We start from the raw sequence: 18175 nt of genomic DNA, 5'->3' as shown, positions 1-18175 counted from the left end.
GCTGATAGGTTATTTACTTGCTTGCTGACAAGCAAGTTTAAAACATGATCTCCCTGCCCTGGAGTACGACAACGATGCAGGCACTCGACATACGCCCCTGCCGCCTGGATGCTGGCTGCGAGGCGCTGCGCCAGCAGGTGCGCGACTTCCTCGCCGAGGCATTGCAGGACCTGCCGCCGGCGGAACGCGCCAAGAGCTGGAATGGCGCCAGCCCCGCCTTCAGCCGCCGACTGGGCGAGCGCGGCTGGCTCGGCATGACCTGGCCCCGGCGCTACGGCGGTCATGAGCGCAGCGCCCTGGAGCGCTACGTGGTGCTGGAAGAACTGCTCGCCGCCGGCGCCCCGGTGAACGCCCACTGGATCGCCGAGCGGCAGAGCGGACCGCTGCTGATGCGCTTTTCCCCCGAGGTGCTGGCACCGCGTATCTGCCCCGGCATCGCGCGGGGCGAGATCTACATCGGCATTGGCATGAGCGAGCCGGACGTCGGCTCCGACCTGGCGGCGGTGCGCACCCGCGCGGTGAAGACCGCCGGCGGCTGGATCGTCAACGGCAGCAAGGTGTGGACCACCGGCGCGCAACGCTGCCAGTACATGGTCACCCTACTGCGCACCGCGCCGCGCGACGAAGCGAACCGGCATGCCGGCCTGTCCCAGTTGCTGATCGACCTGGGCGCGCCGGGCGTGACGGTGCGACCGATCCACAACCTGCTTGGCGAGCATGATTTCAACGAAGTCTTCCTCGAAGACGTCTTCGTACCCGACGATTTCGTCATTGGCCAGCCCGGCGACGGCTGGAAGCAGGTCGGCGCCGAACTGGCGCTGGAGCGCAGCGGCCCGGAACGCTACCTGAGCAGCACCCAGCTGTACCTGGAAATGCTCGATGCCGCCACCCCGGACGACAGCCACCAGGCCATCGGCCTGGGCCGCGTCGTCGCACGCTACGCGGCACTGCGGCAGATGTCCCTGGGCGTCGCCGGCATGCTCGCCCGTGGCGACAACCCGGCCACCCCGGCGGCGCTGGTCAAGGATCAGGGCGCGTTGCTGGAACAGTCGCTGCCGGACCTCGCCCACGACCTGTTCGGCGGCCGCTGCGAACCCGGTTCCGACCTGGAACAGGTGATGCGCTACGTCACCCAGGTGGCGCCCTCCTTCTCCCTGCGCGGCGGCACCCGTGAAATCCTCCGCGGCATCATTGCCAGAGGCCTTGGACTGCGATGAATCCGACTTCCGAACACCTGGCGGCCGCTGCTGGCGAGCCGTCCGAACTGCAACGCCTGATCGCCGACAGCGTCGAGCGTCTGTTCGCCGACCTGATCGACGCCGAGCGCCTGGCAGCCTTCGAGACCGGCACTCCCGACCCGCAACTCTGGCGCAGCGTGGCCGCGCAGGGCCTGCCCGCCGCGCTGGTCGGCGAGAGCGCCGGTGGCAGCGGCGCCCGCTGGAGCGAGGTTGGCCCGCTGCTGCGCGCCATCGGCTACTGGCAGGCGCCCTTGCCCCTGGCGGAAAGCATGCTGGCCGGTGCGCTGCTGGACCGCGCGGGTCTGGCGATACCCGAGGGGCCGCTGACGATCGTCCAGGCCGGCCGCCACGGCGATCTGCGGCTGTGCGCCGATGGCCGTCGCCTGGGCGGCAGCGTCTCGCGGGTACCCTGGGCTCGCGACTGCCACTGGCTGGTGGTCGTCGGAGTGGAACGGCAACTGGCACTGGTCGACCTGCGCCAGGCAGCCGTCCGCCTGGAGGCCGACAGCAATTACGCCGCCGAACCCCTCGACCGTCTGCACCTGGAGGATGCCGGGATCGCAGCACTGGCGGCGCAGCCGCTGGACGAACTCGACGAGCCGGCCTGGACCCTCGGCGCCCTGGCGCGGGCCTGCATGCTCTGGGGAGCCCTCGAAGCGACCCTGGACAAGACCGTGGAGTACGCCAACCAGCGGGTCCAGTTCGGCAAGCCCATCGGCCGCCAGCAGGCGCTGCAGCAGTACCTGGCGCAACTGGCCGGCGCCATCGGCGCCGCGCGCATGGCCTGCCAGGTGGCCCTGGACAGCGCCGACGCGGCATTCGCCGGCGAGCCGGGCGGCACCCTCCGCCTGCGCTTCGACGTCGCGGTGGCCAAGGTCTGCGCCGGCGAGGCGGCGACCCTGGCCTGTTCGGTGGCGCACCAGGTATTCGGCGCCATCGGCTTCACCCGCGAGCACAGCCTGCACCAGGCGACCCGGCGGCTGTGGTCCTGGCGCGACGACTTCGGCAGCGACAGCCAGTGGGCGCGCCTGCTCGGCGAGGCGGCTATAGGCGCCGGTTCCGCCGGCTTCTGGAGCGGCCTCTGCGACCGCAGTCTCTGATGCGTTTTCCGGGGCGCCCAGCGCGCCCCGCCCTCCCAAACCCAGCGGGTATTCCGCACAGGAGCCTTTCCCCATGAGCGATAAAGTCATAGTGGCCGGCGTCGGCATGATCCCTTTCACCAAGCCGGGCGCGAGCCCGAGCTACACCCAGATGGGCGCCGAGGCGCTGCGCCTGGCGCTGAAGGACGCCGGCATCGGCTACGAGAAGGTGCAGATGGCCTTCGCCGGCTACGTCTACGGCGACTCCACCTGCGGCCAGACCGCCATTTATGAGGTGGGCCGCAGCGGTATTCCGATCATCAACGTCAACAACAACTGCTCCACTGGCTCGACCGCGCTGTACCTGGCGCGCGCCGCCGTGGAAAGCGGCCAGGCCGATTGCGTTCTGGCGCTGGGCTTCGAGCAGATGCGGCCGGGCGCGCTCAAGTCCAACTGGGATGACCGCCCGGTGACGCGTGCGCGCTTCCTGCCGATCGTCGAGACGCTGACCGCCGATGCCGGCGATCTCCCCGGTCCCCTGCGCACCTTTGGCGGCGCGGGTCGCGAGCACATGCTCAAGTACGGCACCCAGTTGTCGACCTTCGCCGCGATCCGCGCCAAGGCCAGCCGCCACGCGGCCAACAACCCGCTGGCGCTGTTCCGCAAGGTGGTGACTACCGAAGACGTCCTCAACGACCAGGTGATGTGGCCGGGCGTGATGACCCGCCTGATGGCCTGTCCGCCCACCTGCGGCGCCGCCGCGGCCATCGTCTGCAGCGAGCGCTTTGCCCGCCGCCACGGCCTGAGCACCGACGTCGCGATCCTCGCCCAGGCGCTGACCACCGATCCGCTGGAATCCTTCGATCCGCCCTCGATGATCAGCTATGTCGGCTTCCAGATGGCCCAGGCCGCCGCGCGGCAGGTCTACGAGAAGGCCGGCGTCGGCCCGCAGGATGTGCGCGCCGTGGAGCTGCATGACTGCTTCGCGCACAACGAGCTGCTGACCTATGAAGCGCTCGGCCTGTGTCCGCTCGGCGGCGCGGAAAAATTCGTCCTGGACGGCGACAACACCTATGGCGGCCGGGTGGTCACCAATCCGTCCGGCGGCCTCCTGTCGAAGGGCCATCCGCTGGGCGCCACGGGGCTGGCGCAATGCTACGAGCTGACCCACCAGTTGCGCGGCAGCGCCGGTGTGCGCCAGGTGGAAGGACTGGACATCGCCCTGCAGCACAATCTGGGCCTGGGCGGCGCCTGCGTGGTCACGCTGTTCGGCCGGAACTGAAGTAGCGGCGTCGGGACGGCGCTCAAGCGTTTCAGGCGGCGTTTGCCCGTGTAAGCGAGCCTGCTCGCGAACCCGCTCCGCTGCGGAGCTGTTCGCGAGCAAGCTCGCTCCTACAGATCCGGGCATGCCCTCGGCGCTAGGCCTACCAAGTTTCTACGGACGAAACCCTGTCGCCCTGTAGGAGCGGACTTTGTCCGCGATTCGCCGGCAAGATCAGCGTCCGGCGGGCCTATGCCGATGCAGGACGCTTCGCGAGCAAGCTCCTACAGAAAGCGGAGGGTCAGAGGCCGGCGTTGGCCAGCAGGCGCCGGGCACGGCCCAGCACAGGGGCGTCGACCATCTGCCCATCGACCTGGAACGCAGCCGCGCCACTCTGCGCCGCCTCCACCACGCGCCGAGCCCAGTCCAGCTCGTCGGCGTCGGGCGCCAGCGCCGCATGGACCACCGCGACCTGCTTCGGATGGATGCACAGCGCACCCACCAGACCCAGGTCGCGGCCGTGGCGAATGGTCGCCGCCAGCCCTTCGGCATCGTCGAATGCAAGGTAGACCGTATCCAGCGGCGGCTGCAGGCCGTTGACCCGCGAATGCAGCAGCAGGCTCAGGCGCACCTGGTCGTAGACCGCGGCGGCGGCCGCCGTCCCGTTGCTCATGCCGATATCCAGGGCCAGATCGAGCCCGCCGAAAGTCAGGCGCTCCACGCCCTCGCAGGCGGCGATCTCGCCCAGGGCCAGCAGGCCCCGCGCGCTCTCGATCAGGGGCCAGACCGGTTTGCCGCAGGCCACCGCGACGCGGACCTGGGCGGCGCGCTCGGCCTTGGGCAGCAGGATGCCGACCACGCCCGGCAGGCGTCCGCACAGCTCCAGGTCGGCGGCCTGCTCCGGGTCACCGGCGGCATTCACTCGCACCAGCACGCGTGCCGTCGGTTCGGCGCCGAGGAAGGCCGCCAGGTTGTCGCGCGCCTGGGCCTTGAGCGATGCCTCCACCGCGTCCTCCAGGTCGACGATCACCGCGTCGGCGCCGCAGCCCAGGGCCTTGGCGAAACGCTCCGGGCGGCTGCCGGGAACGAACAGGGCGGTGCGGACAATGGGGGTCATGAGGTTCTCCTGGCTCATACCGCGCCCTGCTCGTGCAGGCGCTGGATGTCACGGGGGGTATAGCCCAGTTCCTGTAGCAGGCCGTCGGTGTGCTCGCCGAGCGCCGGCACCGCGTCCATGCGCGCGGCGAACGCGCTGTTGCGGGCGGGCGGCAGCAACGCCGGCAGTCGGCCGACCGGGCTGTCGATTTCGCGCCAGCCCTCACGGGCGGCGAGTTGGGGATGTTGCCACAGATCGCGCATGTCATTGACGTGGGCGTTGGCAATCTGCGCCAGCTCCAGGCGCTCGACCACCTGTTCCGCCGTCAGGCTGGCAAAGGCTTCGACGATCAGTGCCCGCAGCGCCTCGCGGTTGGCCACGCGCAGGCTGGTGCTGGTGAAGCGCGGGTCGCCGACCAGGGCCGGCTGTCGCAGCACCTGTTCGCAGAACGCCTGCCATTCGCGTTCGTTCTGCACGCCCAGCATCACGCTGCCGCCATCGCCCACCGGGAACGGGCCGTAGGGGTAGATGGTGGCGTGGGCGGCGCCGGCGCGCGGCGGCGGGTTCTGGCCCTCGAAGGCGTAGTACATCGGGAAGCCCATCCATTCGGCCATGCTTTCCAGCATGGACACCTCGACCCGGCTGCCCTGTCCCGTGCGCCCTCGCAGCAGCAGCGCCGAGAGGATGCCGCTGTAGGCATACATGCCGGCGGAGATGTCGGCGATGGAGCAGCCGGCCTTGGCCATCCCATCGGCGCCGGGACCGCCGGTCACCGAGAGGAAGCCGCTTTCGCTCTGGATCAGCAGGTCGTAGGCCTTCTTCTGCTCGTAGGGCCCACCTTCGCCGTAGCCGGAAATGTCGCAGACGATCAGCTTCGGGAAGCGTTCGTGCAGTGCCTCGAACGACAGTCCCATGCGCGCCGCGGCGCCCGGCGCCAGGTTCTGTACCAGCACGTCGGCGCGCTCCAGCAGTTGCTCCAGCACGACCTGCGCAGGTGCCTGCTTGAGGTCCAGGGCCAGGCTTTCCTTGGAACGGTTGGTCCAGACGAAATGCGAGGCCATGCCACGCACGCGTTCGTCGTAGCCACGGGCGAAGTCGCCGACGCCGGGGCGTTCGACCTTGATCACCCGCGCGCCGAGGTCGGCCAATTGGCGGGTGCAGAACGGCGCGGCAATGGCGTGTTCCAGGCTGATCACGGTAATGCCGTCGAGGGGACGCGAACTCATGGAAAACTCCAGGCGCCGGCCAGCCGGCCGGCGCGACGATTCGGAAGATCCGGGCGGCATGGCCGCCCGGGACAGGCTCAGGCGAAGTCGCCGAGCTGCGTCTGCGCATGCAGGCGCCAGGTGGCGTCGATCAGCCGCTCGGCCTCGGCATCGCCACGGGCACCGGCGAACGCCAACAGGCGGCGGAACTTGTCCGCAAGCTCCTCGCGGCTCAGCGTGTTGCCCGGATCGCCCTTGGGCTCGTCGATCGCCCCCTGGAAGCAGCGACCATCGGTGGTCACCACCTCGACCCGGCCCAGCCAGCGCTGCGGGTAGGCGCCGTCGACCTCGGGGTCGAGCTGCATCTCGACCTTTTCGCGGAAGGCGGCGATGCGCGGGTCCTTCAGGGCGAACGTCTCGAACTCCACCAGCCCGGCCTTGCCGTGCACGGCGATCAGGCCCAGCACGGTGCCCATCGAGAACTTCGCCTGGTGCACGCTCTGCGGCACCACCACACGGCCGAGCACGTCGATGGCTGCCTGGTGCACGCGGGTGGTCACCTTGGCGATGTCGTCGTGCTCCAGCCCCTCGCGCTGCATCAACGCCAGCAGCGCATCGGCGGCCGGGTGGGTATGGCGGCAGGAGGCGTGGAACTTGAAGGAGGTCTCGGCCAGCGCCCAGCGGGTGCCCAGGCCGTCCACCAGCCAGCGTGGGTCGGCATCGCGGGACATCCCGGCGGCCATGCCCTGCTCGCCTTCGAGGATGTTCTGCGCGCCAGTCAGGCCGTCGGCGGTCAGGTAGGCGGCCAGCAGGCCATCGGCGGCGGCCTTGGCGGTGTGCAGTTGCTTGGAGTCGGCAGCGTCGCGCAGGAACTCCCAGAGCCCGGCGGCCTGGGTGCCGGCGCTGCCCAGGCAATGCACGAACTGATGGCTGTCGAAGCCCAGCAGCTTGCCCACCGCCACCGCGGCGGCCAGGGTGCCGACCGTGGCGGTGGTGTGGAAGATGCGGTAGTGCGTACGGCCAAGGAACTCGCCGATGCGGATGCCGGCCTCATAGCCGGCGACGCTGGCAAGGATCAGCTCGCGGCCGGACTTGCCCAGGTCCTGGGCAGCGGCCAGGGCGGCCGGGAAGACCACGGTAGCCGGGTGCAACACCGAGCTGTTGTGCAGGTCATCCTGTTCCACCAGGTGCGAACTGGCACCATTCACCAGCGCGGCGAAGTAGGCGCTGCTGCCGCGACCGTCGACCAGGATGCGGCTGTTGCCGTCCGCCGGGCCCATCGTGCGGGCGTAGCGCTGGAACAGCGGGATCGGGTGGCGGTCCTGGCTGGCCAGGGCTGAGCCGAGCCAGTCGAGGAACAGGTCTTCGGTACGCTCGACCACCGCTTGCGGCAGGTCTTCGTAGCGCAGGCCGGCGAGAAATTCGGCAAGGGCGTGGGTGTTGTTCATTGTGTTGTTCTCGAGGCGCCGTGATCAGAAGGAGCGCGGCAGTTCGAGCAGGTGCTCGGCCACGTAGGACAGGATCAGGTTGGTGGAAATCGGCGCCACCTGGTACAGGCGCGTCTCGCGGAACTTGCGCTCGACGTCGTACTCGTTGGCGAAGCCGAAACCGCCGTGGGTCTGCAGGCAGGCATTGGCCGCTTCCCAGCTGGCCTTGGCCGCCAGGTACTTGGCCATGTTGGCGGCGGCGCCGGCGTTCTTGCCGCTGTCGTATTCCTGGCAGGCGCGCCAGCGCATCAGGTCAGCCGCTTCGATCTCGATGTGCGCCTCGGCGATAGGGAACTGCACGCCCTGGTTCTGCCCGATCGGGCGGCCGAACACCACGCGGTCGCGGGCGTACTGGGCGGACTTCTCGGTGAACCAGCGGCCGTCGCCGATGCACTCGGCGGCGATCAGGGTGCGCTCGGCATTGAGGCCGTCGAGGATGTACTTGAAGCCCTTGCCTTCCTCGCCGATCAGGCTGCTGGCCGGCAGTTCCAGGTTGTCGAAGAACAGCTCGTTGGTCTCGTGGTTGACCATGTTGGCAATCGGCTGCACGGTCAGGCCGTTGCCGATGGCCTCGCGCAGGTCGACGAGGAAGATCGACATGCCTTCGGATTTCTTCTTCACCTCGGCCAGCGGCGTGGTGCGGGCCAGCAGGATCATCAGGTCGGAATGCTGGATGCGCGAGATCCACACCTTCTGGCCGTTGATCACGTACTTGTCGCCCTGGCGCACGGCGGTGGTCTTGATCTTGGTGGTGTCGGTGCCGGTGGTCGGCTCGGTGACGCCCATGGACTGCAGGCGCAGCTCGCCGCTGGCCAGCTTGGGCAGGTAGTAGGCCTTCTGCTCGGCGCTGCCGTTACGCAGCAGGGTGAACATGTTGTACATCTGCCCGTGGATGGTCCCGGAGTTGCCGCCGCAGTGGTTCACTTCCTCGAGGATCACCGAGGCCTCGGCCAGGCCCAGGCCCGAGCCGCCGTACTCTTCCGGAATCATCGCCGAGAGCCAGCCGGCTTCGGTCATGGCGCGGACAAATGCCTCGGGGAAGCCCTTCTCTTCGTCGATCTTGCGCCAGTACTCGGCGGGGAACTCCGCGCACAGGGCGCGCACGCCTTCACGGATGGCCTGGAGTTCTTCGGGGGTGGACGTCATCGAAACACCTCATGTCTTTCTTGTTGGGGGCACCGGAAACGGTGCGGTCAGTCGAATTCCACTTCGCCGCGCTGGGCGATGCCGGCGCCGTTGCCGGCCCAGACTTCGGCCTTGCCGGGGCCGCTCAGGCGGCCGCCGACTTCGAACGGCTCGGGGCTGATCAGCGGGCGCTGGCCACGGTAGGCGTAGCGGCGCAGGCGTGCGTTGGGGTTGGCGCGGCAGAACGCGCGCAGGTTCAGGGTGCCGATCAGCGGGCCGTGCACCACCAGTCCGGGGTAGCCCTCGGCCTCGGTGACGTAGGGCCAGTCGTAATGGATGCGGTGGCCGTTGAAGGTCAGCGCGGAGTAGCGGAACAGCAGGATCGGCGACGGCACCACGGCCTCGCGCCAGCCGCCGACGGGCATTGCGTCGCCGCTGGAGAGCTTGGGCGGGCTGGGCTCGCGGTAGACGATGTCCTGCTCTTCGCTGAACGCCAGGCGGCCGTCCTGGACGAATTCGTGGCGCAGGGTGACGAACAGCAACGAGCCGGTGCGGCCGTGCTTTTCCTCGACATTCAGGATGGTGGTGGTGCGCTTCGCCACGCCGCCGACGCGCAGCGGCTCATGGAACTCCAGGCGGCCGCCTGCCCACATGCGGTTGCGCCCATCGGCCGGGGGCAGGAAGCCGCCACGCGCCGGGTGGCCGTCGGCGCCCAGGCCCGGCTCGATCACTTCATCCTGGAAGAACATCCAGTGCCACAGCGGCGGCAGCGCCTCGCCAGCAGCCGGAGCCTCTTCGGCCAGGGTCACGGCCAGGCGGCGGACCAGCAGCGTACTCAATTCTTCCTCGCGCTCCTGGGAGCGGCCGATCCAGTCGGCGTAGGGTGAATCGCTCATTTCGGACCTCTTCGCAGGTTTGATGAACGGAGCATGCAACAGGGCTTGCGTTCGCTGAATATACATTTTCATAATCCAGCGTTAGGGAAATCCTAACGCCACTTCGACACTGACAGCCTAGCGGGGCTGTCTGCCGTTTCGCGGAGAACCGCCCCATGCACTTCGACCTGGCCGACCTGCGGCTTTTTGCGCACATCGCCGAAGCCCCCAGCCTGACCCAGGGCGCGCGCCGCGCCCATCTCTCGGCCGCCGCCGCCAGCGCGCGGATCAAGGCGCTGGAGGGCCAGCTCGACTGCCGCCTGCTGTATCGCGACAACCGCGGCGTCGAGCTGACCCCGGCGGGCCACCGGCTGCTGCAGCACGCGCGGCTGATCCTGCGCCAGGTGGATCATCTGAAGGATGACTTCAGCGAACAGGGCGGCGACCAGGTCGGGCACATCCGCATCTTCGCCAACACCACGGCGGTCACCGAGTTCCTGCCCGAGTTGCTGGCCGGCTTCCTCGCGGTGCGCCCCGGTGTCAGCGTGGACCTGCAGGAACGCCTGAACCGCGACATCGTCCGCGCCATCCTCGACGGCTCCGCCGACCTGGGCATCGTCGCCGGTCCGGTGCGCGCCGAAGGCTTGCAGGTGGTGCACTTCAGCACCGACCGGCTGGTCTTGGTGGTACCGCCGGAGCATCCGCTGGGCCGTCTGCGACACCTGACGCTGGCCGATACCCTGGGCTTCGCTCACATCGGCCTGCACGAGGGCAGCACCCTGCAGAGCTTCCTGCGCGAGCAGGTGAAGCGCGTCGGCGGCAGCCTCAACCTGCGTATCCAGGTGGCCAGCTTCGAGGCCATCTGCCGGATGGTCGAGGCCGGCGTCGGCATCGGGGTCATCCCGGAAACGGCGGCGTTGCGCCACAGCCGCACCATGAACCTGCAGATCCTTGCTCTGGACGAGCCCTGGGTCGTTCGCGAACGCAGCGTGCTGCTACGCGACCACGAGGCCCTGCCCGGCTGCGCGCGGGCGCTGGTGGATCTGCTGCGGCAGGCCGGCGGCGGCCGCTCACCCGAGTAGTCCCAGTGACTTGGCGCGGACGATGGCCTGGGTACGTCGGCGCACGCCGAGCTTCACGTTGATCTTCTTGGTGTGTGTCTTCACGGTGTTCAGCGAGATGAACAGGCTGTTACCAATCTCCTGGTTCGACAGGCCTTCGGCCAACAGCCGCAGCACCGTCACCTCGCGGGCGGTGAGGCCGTGCCCACAACCCTCGGCAGTGCCGACGGGCCCTGCCGGCAGCAGGCCGGGCAGTTGCCCGGTCTGTACGCCGCCGGCCAGGCTTTCCAGCGCGTGCTGCGCCTCGCGGGCCAGGCCGTAGAGCTCCAGGCGCTGGCATTCGTCCTGCAGGCGGCGCAGACGTTCGCGCGCCGCCAAGGGATCGCCGCAGCCGGCCTCGGCGAGCGCCAGCAGATAATGCAGGCGCTGCGGCAGCGAGGGGGTGTGCAGCGGCGGCGCCAGCGGCTCCGTCGCCAGCGCCTGGCCTTCCTGGTGCAGGCGCTGCCATTGGCCCTGGCGTGCCAGCAGGCGCAAGCGCAGGCCCTGCAGTGGCAATGCATAGCAGGCTGGCTGCACCCGCCAGCGGTGCATGCAGCGTTCGGCTTCATCCACCATGCGTCCGGCTTCCAGATGCTCGCCACCACGCGAGGCGACTTCGGCGAGGCCGAGCAGACCGTGCAGGATATAGGGGTCGGCGCAGGTGCGGGCCTGCGTCACGCCGCTTTCGAGGATGGCGCCGGCGCCTTCCAGGTCGCCCTGCAGCAGGAGCAGTTCACCGCGCAGGAAGGCCAGGCGGCCGAGCAGCAGCCCATGCTCCTGGCCGGTCGCCGCTACCCGTTCGCAGCAAGCATCCAGCAGGGCCTGCGCCTGCCCCGCTTCGCCGCAGAGCAGCGCCAGGCGGATGCGGTCACAGTCGAGCAGCACTTCGCTGGCCAGGCAGCCCCGCCGACGCGCCAGTTCGACGGCCTCCCGCAGGGTGCGCCGCGCCGCCTGCGGCTGGCCGCAGGCCATGTCCAGGCGCGCCAGGGTGGTCTGGCACAGCAGCGCCGAACGCCAGTCGTGCGGGCCCAGTTCCGCCAGGGCGGCGCTGCAGCGTTCACGCGCGTCGTCCATGCGGCCGTGCATGCCGTCCAGCGCACCGCGCAGGGCCAGCCAGTTGGCCAGCAGGCGATGGTTGCGCGTGGCCTGGGCTTGCGGCAGGAAGTCGCCGAGGCGCGCGATGCAGGCTTCGGCCTCGTCCAGGCGCCAGCTGAACAGCAGTGCGCGGGTGTTCAGGCAGATCAGCCGGGGGGTGCCTTCCATCAGCGCCGCCGGGAGTTTTTCGCGCCAGTCCAGCAGCAGGCGCAGGTGGCGGCCGGCGAACAGCCAGTCCATGTCCAGGCGATCCATGTAGCTGGCGGCGACTTCCGGCTGGCCGGCGCCCAGGGCCATTTCGATGGCTTCGTTCAGCCAGCCTGCCTGGCTCAGCACGCTGCAGGCGCGCAGACGCAGGCGGGTCAGGGCCGGCCCCTGGAGGTGGTCCTGCAGGGCCTTGGCTACCAGTGGCGGCAGGCGGAAGCAGCGGCCTTCGGCGTCCATTGGAAGGAAGAAGCCCTGGCCCTGGTGCAGGCGGTCGAACAGTTCGCCGCCCTGCTCTTCCCAGAGGCCGGCGCAGATTTCGCGGTTGAAGCGCGGCAGGTAGGCCAGGCCGCAGAGCATGTCGCCAGCCTCGGCGTCGAGGCGGCCGAGAAGTTCCTGCTCCAGGTAGGAACGCAGCCAGGACGCCACTTCGCCCGGCGCATGGACGCCGTCGCGCGCACTGAGCAGCAGCCGCACGCCGGCGCACCAGCCCTGCGTGGCCGCCCACAGGCGTTCGCGGCATTCGCTGTCATAGCCCAGGGCGAGCGCCAGCGCGTCGCTTTCCGCGCGGCTGAAGGCCAGTTGCGCGGCTCCCAGTTCGCACAGGCGCTCGTCGAGCAACAGGCGCGAGAGGTTCCAGTCCGGGCGCTGGCGGCAACTGACCAGCAGGTACAGGGGCGTTTCGGCCAGGCCCAGCAGACGCTGAACCCAGGCATCGAGCTCGGCATCGGGGGTCTGCGGGTAGTCGTCCAGCACCAGCCAGAGCGGCTGCCGGCGCAGTTGCAGGGCCAGCAGCACGCTGGCCGGGTCGCTCTCCGGCAATCCCAGGCTACGGGCGATCTGCGAACACACGGCCGTCACGCCCAGCGGCTGGTCGGCGCAGTCCAGCCAGATGCGCGCGCAGCTGGCCGGCAGGCGCTCCAGGGCGGCACGGGCCAGGGCGCTCTTGCCATACCCGGCCGGCGCGCAGAGCAGGCTCAGACGGCGTGGCGACTCCAGCAGGACTTGCAGCAGCGGCTCGCGCGGCAACTGCGTAGCAGGCATGGACACCGGCGCACCGGCGGCAATGGCAGAGAAACTGGACATGGCGACACCCGTTTTCGTTGTAATTCGTGCTGCGTCGGGGTGTCAGCAGAGCATTCGGGGATGGGGGGAACAATCGGTCGTTCGGACTAGCCGGGAGACTAGTCCGAGGTATGGTGCCGCCCTGCCCTCCCTGGGAGGCGGCGCCGTGGGGCTTAGCGGATACCTGCGTTGCGCAGGGCCGCAGGGGTGAAGTCGTTGGCCTTGGCCTCCAGCGTGAAGTCGATTCCACGCCTGGACTCGTTTTGCAGCGCCATGACCAGATAGCGGCCGGAGATCAGGTCGTTCAGAGTATTCGCCGCGTACAACGCGGTACCCTGCTCGTAGTTGTTCACCGCAAAACCTTCGCCGACACGCCAGAGCTGGCCGCGACCGTCATACAGCTGAGACTCGACCGCCATCCAGGTGTCCTCGTCGAAGTAGTAGTGACGCTTGGCGTAGATATGGCGCTGGCCGGGCTTGAGGGTAGCCTCCACTTCCCACACGCGGTGCAGCTCGTAACGGGTCAGATCTTGGTTGATATGGCCCGGCTGGATGATTTCGGAATATTTCAGCTTGGGCGACCACAGCTGGTAGTTGTTGTAGGGGATGTAGATTTCCTTCTTGCCAATCAGCTTCCAGTCGTAGCGGTCCGGGGCACCGTTGAACATGTCCGAGTCGTCCGAGGTACGCTGACCATCGGCGGCAGTGCCTGGGCCATCGTAGGCAACCTGCGGGGCACGGCGCACACGGCGCTGGCCGGCATTGTAGACCCAGGCCAGGCGGCCTTCCGACACCTGGTCGATGGTTTCATGCACCAGCAGCACGTTGCCGGCCAGGCGTGCCGGGCTGGTCACGCTCTGCTTGTAGTAGAACAGCACGTTCGAATTCTTGCTGGGGTCGCCATCCTTGAGTAGCTGCGGAAAGGCGATGTCCTCCTCGAAAGTCACCGGGGTAAAGGAACCGTCGACCTGCGGGACCGCCTGGGCGGTGAGTCGGCGCTGATTCGGCCCGCGGTAGCGAGTCGTATGGTTCCACACCACCTGCAAGCCGTTCTTGGGAATCGGGAATGCGTAGTTGCGGGAATCGCTGAAGTTGGCCAGGCTGTTCCCGTCATTCGCCTCCTCCGTGTGCAGCGCACTGCGCTTCGCGGCGTCATAGATGGCCTGCGGACTGGCAGCGGTGCGACGGGTCACATACACCGGCATGCGGTAGCTGTCCGGATAGCGCTTGAACAGCGCCATCTGGCCGGCGGTGAGCTTGTCCTTGTACTGCTCGGCGTTCTGCGCGGTGATGACGAACAGCGGTTTGTCGTCGGGGAACGGATTGCTGAGGAAGCCGTTCTCCACCTTGCCCGCGCCGGGCTGCAGGCCGCCGGTCCAGGCCGGGATGCTGCCGTCGGCATTGCCGGCCTTCTCGGCGCCCAGCGGCGTCAGGGTGGTGCCGAGCTTGGCCGCTTCCTCGGCCGAAACCGCGGCGTGTACCGAACTCGCCAGGAGGCTCAGGCCGAGGATCGTGCCCTTCATCAAATTCATCATGTACATGCTGTTCACCTGCTCAGAAATTCACGCCGACGCTGACTGACATGTAGTCGCGGTCGGTCATGGTGTTGTAATCCCCACCGAAGTAGTTGGTGTAACTCAGGCTCGCCGTGTAGGTGTTCCGGTAGTCCGCATCCAGGCCCAGGCTGACGGCCTTGGCACCTTCCTCGAAGCTCGGCCCGGTGCCGTTGACGTCGTGCGACCAGGCGATGTTCGGCTTGAAGTTGATGCCGGCGATCACGTTCGGGTAGTCGAGGATGCCGCGTACCCGGTAGCCCCACGAACTGCTGGTGTAGAAGCCGTCGCTGTTGCACTCCTGCTGCGGGTTGCTGGCCCCGGCCGTACCGGCGGCGGTACCGACGCACACCGACTGGTCGAGCAGCTCGCCGGCGCCGTAGGTCGGGCTGCGGCCGAAGCGCAGGCTGCCCAGGGAGTTGTCGATGCCGCTGATGTGGTCGTAGCCGACCTCGCCCACCAGGGTCAGGCGCTCGGCGCCCATCACCTGATCGAAGAACTGCGTGGCGGTGACCTGCATCTGGGTGAACGGCAGGCGCTTGTAGCCCTGGATCGCCGAGCCCGGCGCATTGACCGCCTGGCCGTCGACGAACACCGGGGACACGGCAGTGGGCACGCCGTTGACCAGGCCGAGCTGGTTCACCGCCGCGAGGTTGAGGTCGCCGGTGTTGATCTGCATCGGCATGTTCGGCCGGTAGCTGATCTCGCCGCCGAGCGCGACGCCGGCCAGGTTGGTCTGGAAGCTCAGGCCGTACAGACGGATATCTTCGGGGTAATCGACGAAGTAGCTGGCGCCACGCACGCGGCTGGCGGTGGTCAGCGCGTTGGAGGGCCCCGCGAAGGTGGTGCGGGTGAAGCTCAGGGAGGGGTTGCGACTATGATAGTTCATCATGTACGCACCCAGCTCGGTGTCGTTGAAGTCCGGAATGAACCAGCGCAGGGCCAGGCCGAACTGTCCCGAGTCGCCCGGCTCGTGGTCGTCGCCACGGGGGATGTAGGCGTTGGCGCGGCCCCCGGCCACATCCAGGATGCTGCCGCTGTTGGCCCGCGGGTCGCCCGGAGCGAAGTCGGGACCGGCGATCACCAGGCGGTCGTCGCACCCCTTGGCCACCGCGTCGACGGCAAAGAAGGTGCCGCAGTTCTCGGTGATCGTCTTGTCCCACTTGATCTGGTAGAAGCCCTCGGCGGTGACGTTCTCGCTGAGCCCCTGGGAGAGGTAGAACAGCTGGACCGGCACCAGCGCTTCCTTGACCTCGGCGCCGGGGCGGCGCAGCGCGGAGACGTCCACCGGGTTGATCGAGTTGATCGAGTTGGGAATGAAGGTGCTCTCGCCCCAGCTCACCACCTGTTTGCCGAAACGCACGTTGCCCGGCAGGTCGGCCACCTGGTAGTTGTGGTAGACGAAGGCATCGAGGAACTCGGCGCCCGAGGCCTTGGCCGACTGGTCGCGACCACGGTCATCGATATTGTAGTAGCGCAGGTCCTCGTCCTTGAGCTGGAAGTCGTACCAGTACTTGCCGCGCAGGAAGGCGCCGGAGTCACCGTACTTGAGCTCGAGGTCGTGGATGCCCTTGAAGATTTTCGAAAAGGTGTCGCCCTTGCTGAAGTTCAGCCGGCCGTTGTCGTTGGTCCGCGAGGCGGCCTTGCCCTTGGCGCCGACCACGTTGTAATTGGAGACGAAATCCGGATCGGGGTTGCGCAGGGCCCAACTGGTGCCCAGGGAAAGCGACGAGTCGAATTGCCCTTCGATCTCGCCAATGTTGAAGCTTACGGCTTGCGCCTGTGCAGTCCAGGCCAGCGCCACGGCGACAGCCAGGGCCTGCGGTCGGAAGCTTCCGCGCATTGTTATTGTTGGCATGCGGTACTCCAGTGATCCATGTGTTGGAGTGCGCATGCTGTCAGTCGCCGGTAGCGCGAAAAAGCGCCTGAACAGGTGATTTTTCGCATCACCCGAGAGGGTGGCGAAGTCCCTTTTTCTCGCGCTTGCGCCATTGTCGGCAGACCCTGCCCCGGTACCGGACGAAACGCGCGATACGGTGCGTAACACCCCTCCCCAACCGCCCCCCACTCTGTTGGCAAACCACCCGATCGGGTGATTTGCACTCCACCCCATGCCGCGTTCAATGACAACCAGTGTCCGGCCGTCTGCGGTCAGGGCCTGTCATCCACAACAACAAGCATCACGGAGAACCGTGTTATGACCCGCAACCGCAGCTGGCTGCCGCGGCTGGCTCTGGCCGTCGGCCTGCTGGCCGGAGCTGGCGCCCAGGCCGCCGACAAGCCGAACATCCTGGTGATCTTCGGCGACGACATCGGCCAGACCAACATCAGCGCCTACTCGCAAGGGGTGGTCGGCTACCGCACGCCGAACATCGATCGCATCGCCAAGGAAGGCATGCTGTTCACCGATTACTACGCGGAGAACAGCTGCACCGCCGGGCGCTCCACCTTCATCACCGGCCAGGCCTCGCTGCGCACCGGCCTGACCAAGGTCGGCATCCCCGGCTCGCCAGTGGGCCTGCAGGACCGCGACATCACCCTGGCCCAGGCCCTCAAGGGACAAGGCTACGCCACCGGCCAGTTCGGCAAGAACCACCTGGGCGACCGCGATGAGTTCCTGCCGACCAAGCACGGCTTCGACGAGTTCTTCGGCAACCTGTATCACCTCAACGCCGAAGAGGAACCCGAGCGCCCGTACTGGCCGAAGGACCCGAAGGATCCCTACGTCAAGCACTTCTCCCCGCGCGGGGTGATCCACTCCTATGCCGACGGCAAGATCGAGGACACCGGTGCGCTGACCAAGAAGCGCATGGAAACCATCGATGACGAGACCACCCAGGCCGCCATCAACTTCATCGACAAGCAGGCCAAGGCCGACAAGCCGTTCTTCGTCTGGATGAACACCACGCGCATGCACCTCTACACCCACGTGCGCGATTCGATGAAGGGCCAGAGCGGCATGCCCGGCAACGAGTACGCCGACGGCATGCTCGAGCACGACGGCGACGTCGGCAAGCTGCTCAAGACCCTCGACGACCTGAAGCTGTCCGACAACACCATCGTCATCTACACCACCGACAATGGCCCGAACCGCTTCACCTGGCCGGACGCCGCCACCTCGCCGTTCCGTAACGAGAAGAACTCCAACTACGAAGGTGCGTTCCGCGTACCGGCGATGATCCGCTGGCCGGGCCACATCAAGGCGGACCAGGTGTCCAATGATCTGGTCTCCGGCCTGGACTGGTTCCCGACCCTGCTCTCCGCCGCGGGTGTGCCTGACGCGAAGGAGAAGCTGCTCAAGGGCTGGGCGCCGACGGCGGGCGGGCCGACCTTCAAGGTCCACCTGGACGGCTACGACCAGCTCCCCTACCTTACCGGCAAGGCGAAGAAGAGCGCGCGCGACGAGTTCTACTACTTCAACGACGAGGGCCAACTGGTGGCCATGCGCTTCGGCAACTGGAAGGCGGTGTTCTGCGAACAGCGCAAGCCCGGCGGCTTCGAGGTGTGGAGCGAACCCTTCGTCTGCCTGCGCATTCCCAAGCTCTACCACCTGCGCATGGACCCGTACGAGACGGCCGACATCGTCTCCGACCAGTACAACGACTGGCTGGTGAAGAACGCCTACCTGATGGGCATCGCTACCATGAAGTCCACGCAGTTCCTGCAGACCTTCATCGAGTGGCCGCCGAGCCAGCGCCCGGCCAGCTTCACCATCGACCAGGTACAGCAGTCGGTGTACCAGAAGATCGCCGAGAAGATGAAACAGCAGGCCGCCGCACAGAAGCAGTGAGC

13 protein-coding genes are annotated in these 18175 nt (G+C 67.8%); 5 read left to right on the top strand and 8 right to left on the bottom strand.

Annotation, left to right across the window (positions count from 1 at the left end; all coding sequences use genetic code 11):
• Nucleotides 1-74: 74 nt before the first annotated feature.
• The 3 genes from ACYCAX_RS06505 to ACYCAX_RS06495 all read left to right on the top strand — a co-directional run bounded on the left by ACYCAX_RS06505 (nucleotide 75) and on the right by ACYCAX_RS06495 (nucleotide 3599).
• Nucleotides 75-1217 carry an acyl-CoA dehydrogenase family protein gene (locus tag ACYCAX_RS06505; protein WP_294976875.1) on the top strand — a complete coding sequence of 381 codons (1143 nt, stop codon included), beginning with the start codon at nucleotides 75-77 and terminating at the stop codon, nucleotides 1215-1217.
• Complete coding sequence (locus ACYCAX_RS06500; protein WP_294976872.1) at nucleotides 1214-2338, top strand: acyl-CoA dehydrogenase; 1125 nt, start codon at nucleotides 1214-1216, stop codon at nucleotides 2336-2338. Before ACYCAX_RS06505 ends, ACYCAX_RS06500 begins: the two co-directional genes overlap by 4 nt.
• A gap of 73 nt (nucleotides 2339-2411) precedes the next feature.
• Nucleotides 2412-3599, top strand: a complete 1188-nt coding sequence (locus ACYCAX_RS06495; RefSeq protein WP_460247635.1) for a lipid-transfer protein — start codon at nucleotides 2412-2414, stop codon at nucleotides 3597-3599.
• 280 nt (nucleotides 3600-3879) lie between these two features.
• Here the strand turns inward: ACYCAX_RS06495 and ACYCAX_RS06490 are convergent, their stop codons facing one another.
• From ACYCAX_RS06490 to ACYCAX_RS06470, 5 genes are all read right to left on the bottom strand, one after another.
• Nucleotides 3880-4695 carry an HpcH/HpaI aldolase/citrate lyase family protein gene (locus ACYCAX_RS06490; RefSeq protein WP_460247634.1) on the bottom strand — a complete coding sequence of 272 codons (816 nt, stop codon included), beginning with the start codon at nucleotides 4693-4695 and terminating at the stop codon, nucleotides 3880-3882.
• A 14-nt stretch (nucleotides 4696-4709) separates the two neighbouring features.
• Nucleotides 4710-5900 (bottom strand): CaiB/BaiF CoA transferase family protein, encoded by a 1191-nt coding sequence (locus tag ACYCAX_RS06485; protein ID WP_294976865.1) that lies wholly within the window; start codon nucleotides 5898-5900, stop codon nucleotides 4710-4712.
• A 77-nt stretch (nucleotides 5901-5977) separates the two neighbouring features.
• Nucleotides 5978-7327: an MmgE/PrpD family protein gene (locus ACYCAX_RS06480; protein ID WP_460247633.1), complete on the bottom strand. Its 1350-nt coding sequence runs from the start codon at nucleotides 7325-7327 to the stop codon at nucleotides 5978-5980.
• 24 nt (nucleotides 7328-7351) lie between these two features.
• On the bottom strand, nucleotides 7352-8512 hold the full coding sequence (locus ACYCAX_RS06475) for an acyl-CoA dehydrogenase family protein (RefSeq protein WP_460247632.1): 1161 nt from the start codon (nucleotides 8510-8512) through the stop codon (nucleotides 7352-7354).
• A gap of 47 nt (nucleotides 8513-8559) precedes the next feature.
• The gene (locus tag ACYCAX_RS06470) at nucleotides 8560-9387 is read right to left on the bottom strand and encodes an HTD2 family dehydratase (protein ID WP_015477177.1); all 828 of its coding nucleotides are present in this window, start codon (nucleotides 9385-9387) and stop codon (nucleotides 8560-8562) included.
• Between the two features lie 155 nt (nucleotides 9388-9542).
• On the opposite strand from ACYCAX_RS06470, the gene ACYCAX_RS06465 reads away from it, so the two are divergent.
• The gene (locus ACYCAX_RS06465) at nucleotides 9543-10448 is read left to right on the top strand and encodes a LysR family transcriptional regulator (protein ID WP_015477176.1); all 906 of its coding nucleotides are present in this window, start codon (nucleotides 9543-9545) and stop codon (nucleotides 10446-10448) included.
• Here ACYCAX_RS06465 and ACYCAX_RS06460 read toward each other — a convergent pair.
• From ACYCAX_RS06460 to ACYCAX_RS06450, 3 genes are all read right to left on the bottom strand, one after another.
• Nucleotides 10437-12851 carry a LuxR C-terminal-related transcriptional regulator gene (locus tag ACYCAX_RS06460; protein ID WP_460247631.1) on the bottom strand — a complete coding sequence of 805 codons (2415 nt, stop codon included), beginning with the start codon at nucleotides 12849-12851 and terminating at the stop codon, nucleotides 10437-10439. The genes ACYCAX_RS06465 and ACYCAX_RS06460 overlap by 12 nt on opposite strands.
• Nucleotides 12852-13003: 152 nt before the next feature.
• Nucleotides 13004-14371, bottom strand: coding sequence for a DUF1329 domain-containing protein (locus tag ACYCAX_RS06455; RefSeq protein ID WP_460247630.1), 1368 nt, complete (start codon nucleotides 14369-14371; stop codon nucleotides 13004-13006).
• 13 nt (nucleotides 14372-14384) lie between these two features.
• Complete coding sequence (locus ACYCAX_RS06450) at nucleotides 14385-16241, bottom strand: DUF1302 domain-containing protein (RefSeq protein ID WP_460247629.1); 1857 nt, start codon at nucleotides 16239-16241, stop codon at nucleotides 14385-14387.
• Between the two features lie 339 nt (nucleotides 16242-16580).
• On the opposite strand from ACYCAX_RS06450, the gene ACYCAX_RS06445 reads away from it, so the two are divergent.
• Nucleotides 16581-18173 carry an arylsulfatase gene (locus ACYCAX_RS06445; RefSeq protein WP_460247628.1) on the top strand — a complete coding sequence of 531 codons (1593 nt, stop codon included), beginning with the start codon at nucleotides 16581-16583 and terminating at the stop codon, nucleotides 18171-18173.
• Nucleotides 18174-18175: the final 2 nt, after the last annotated feature.

This window comes from Pseudomonas sp. MT3, assembly GCF_054720805.1.
This window is presented reverse-complemented; position numbering and strand designations above follow the sequence as displayed.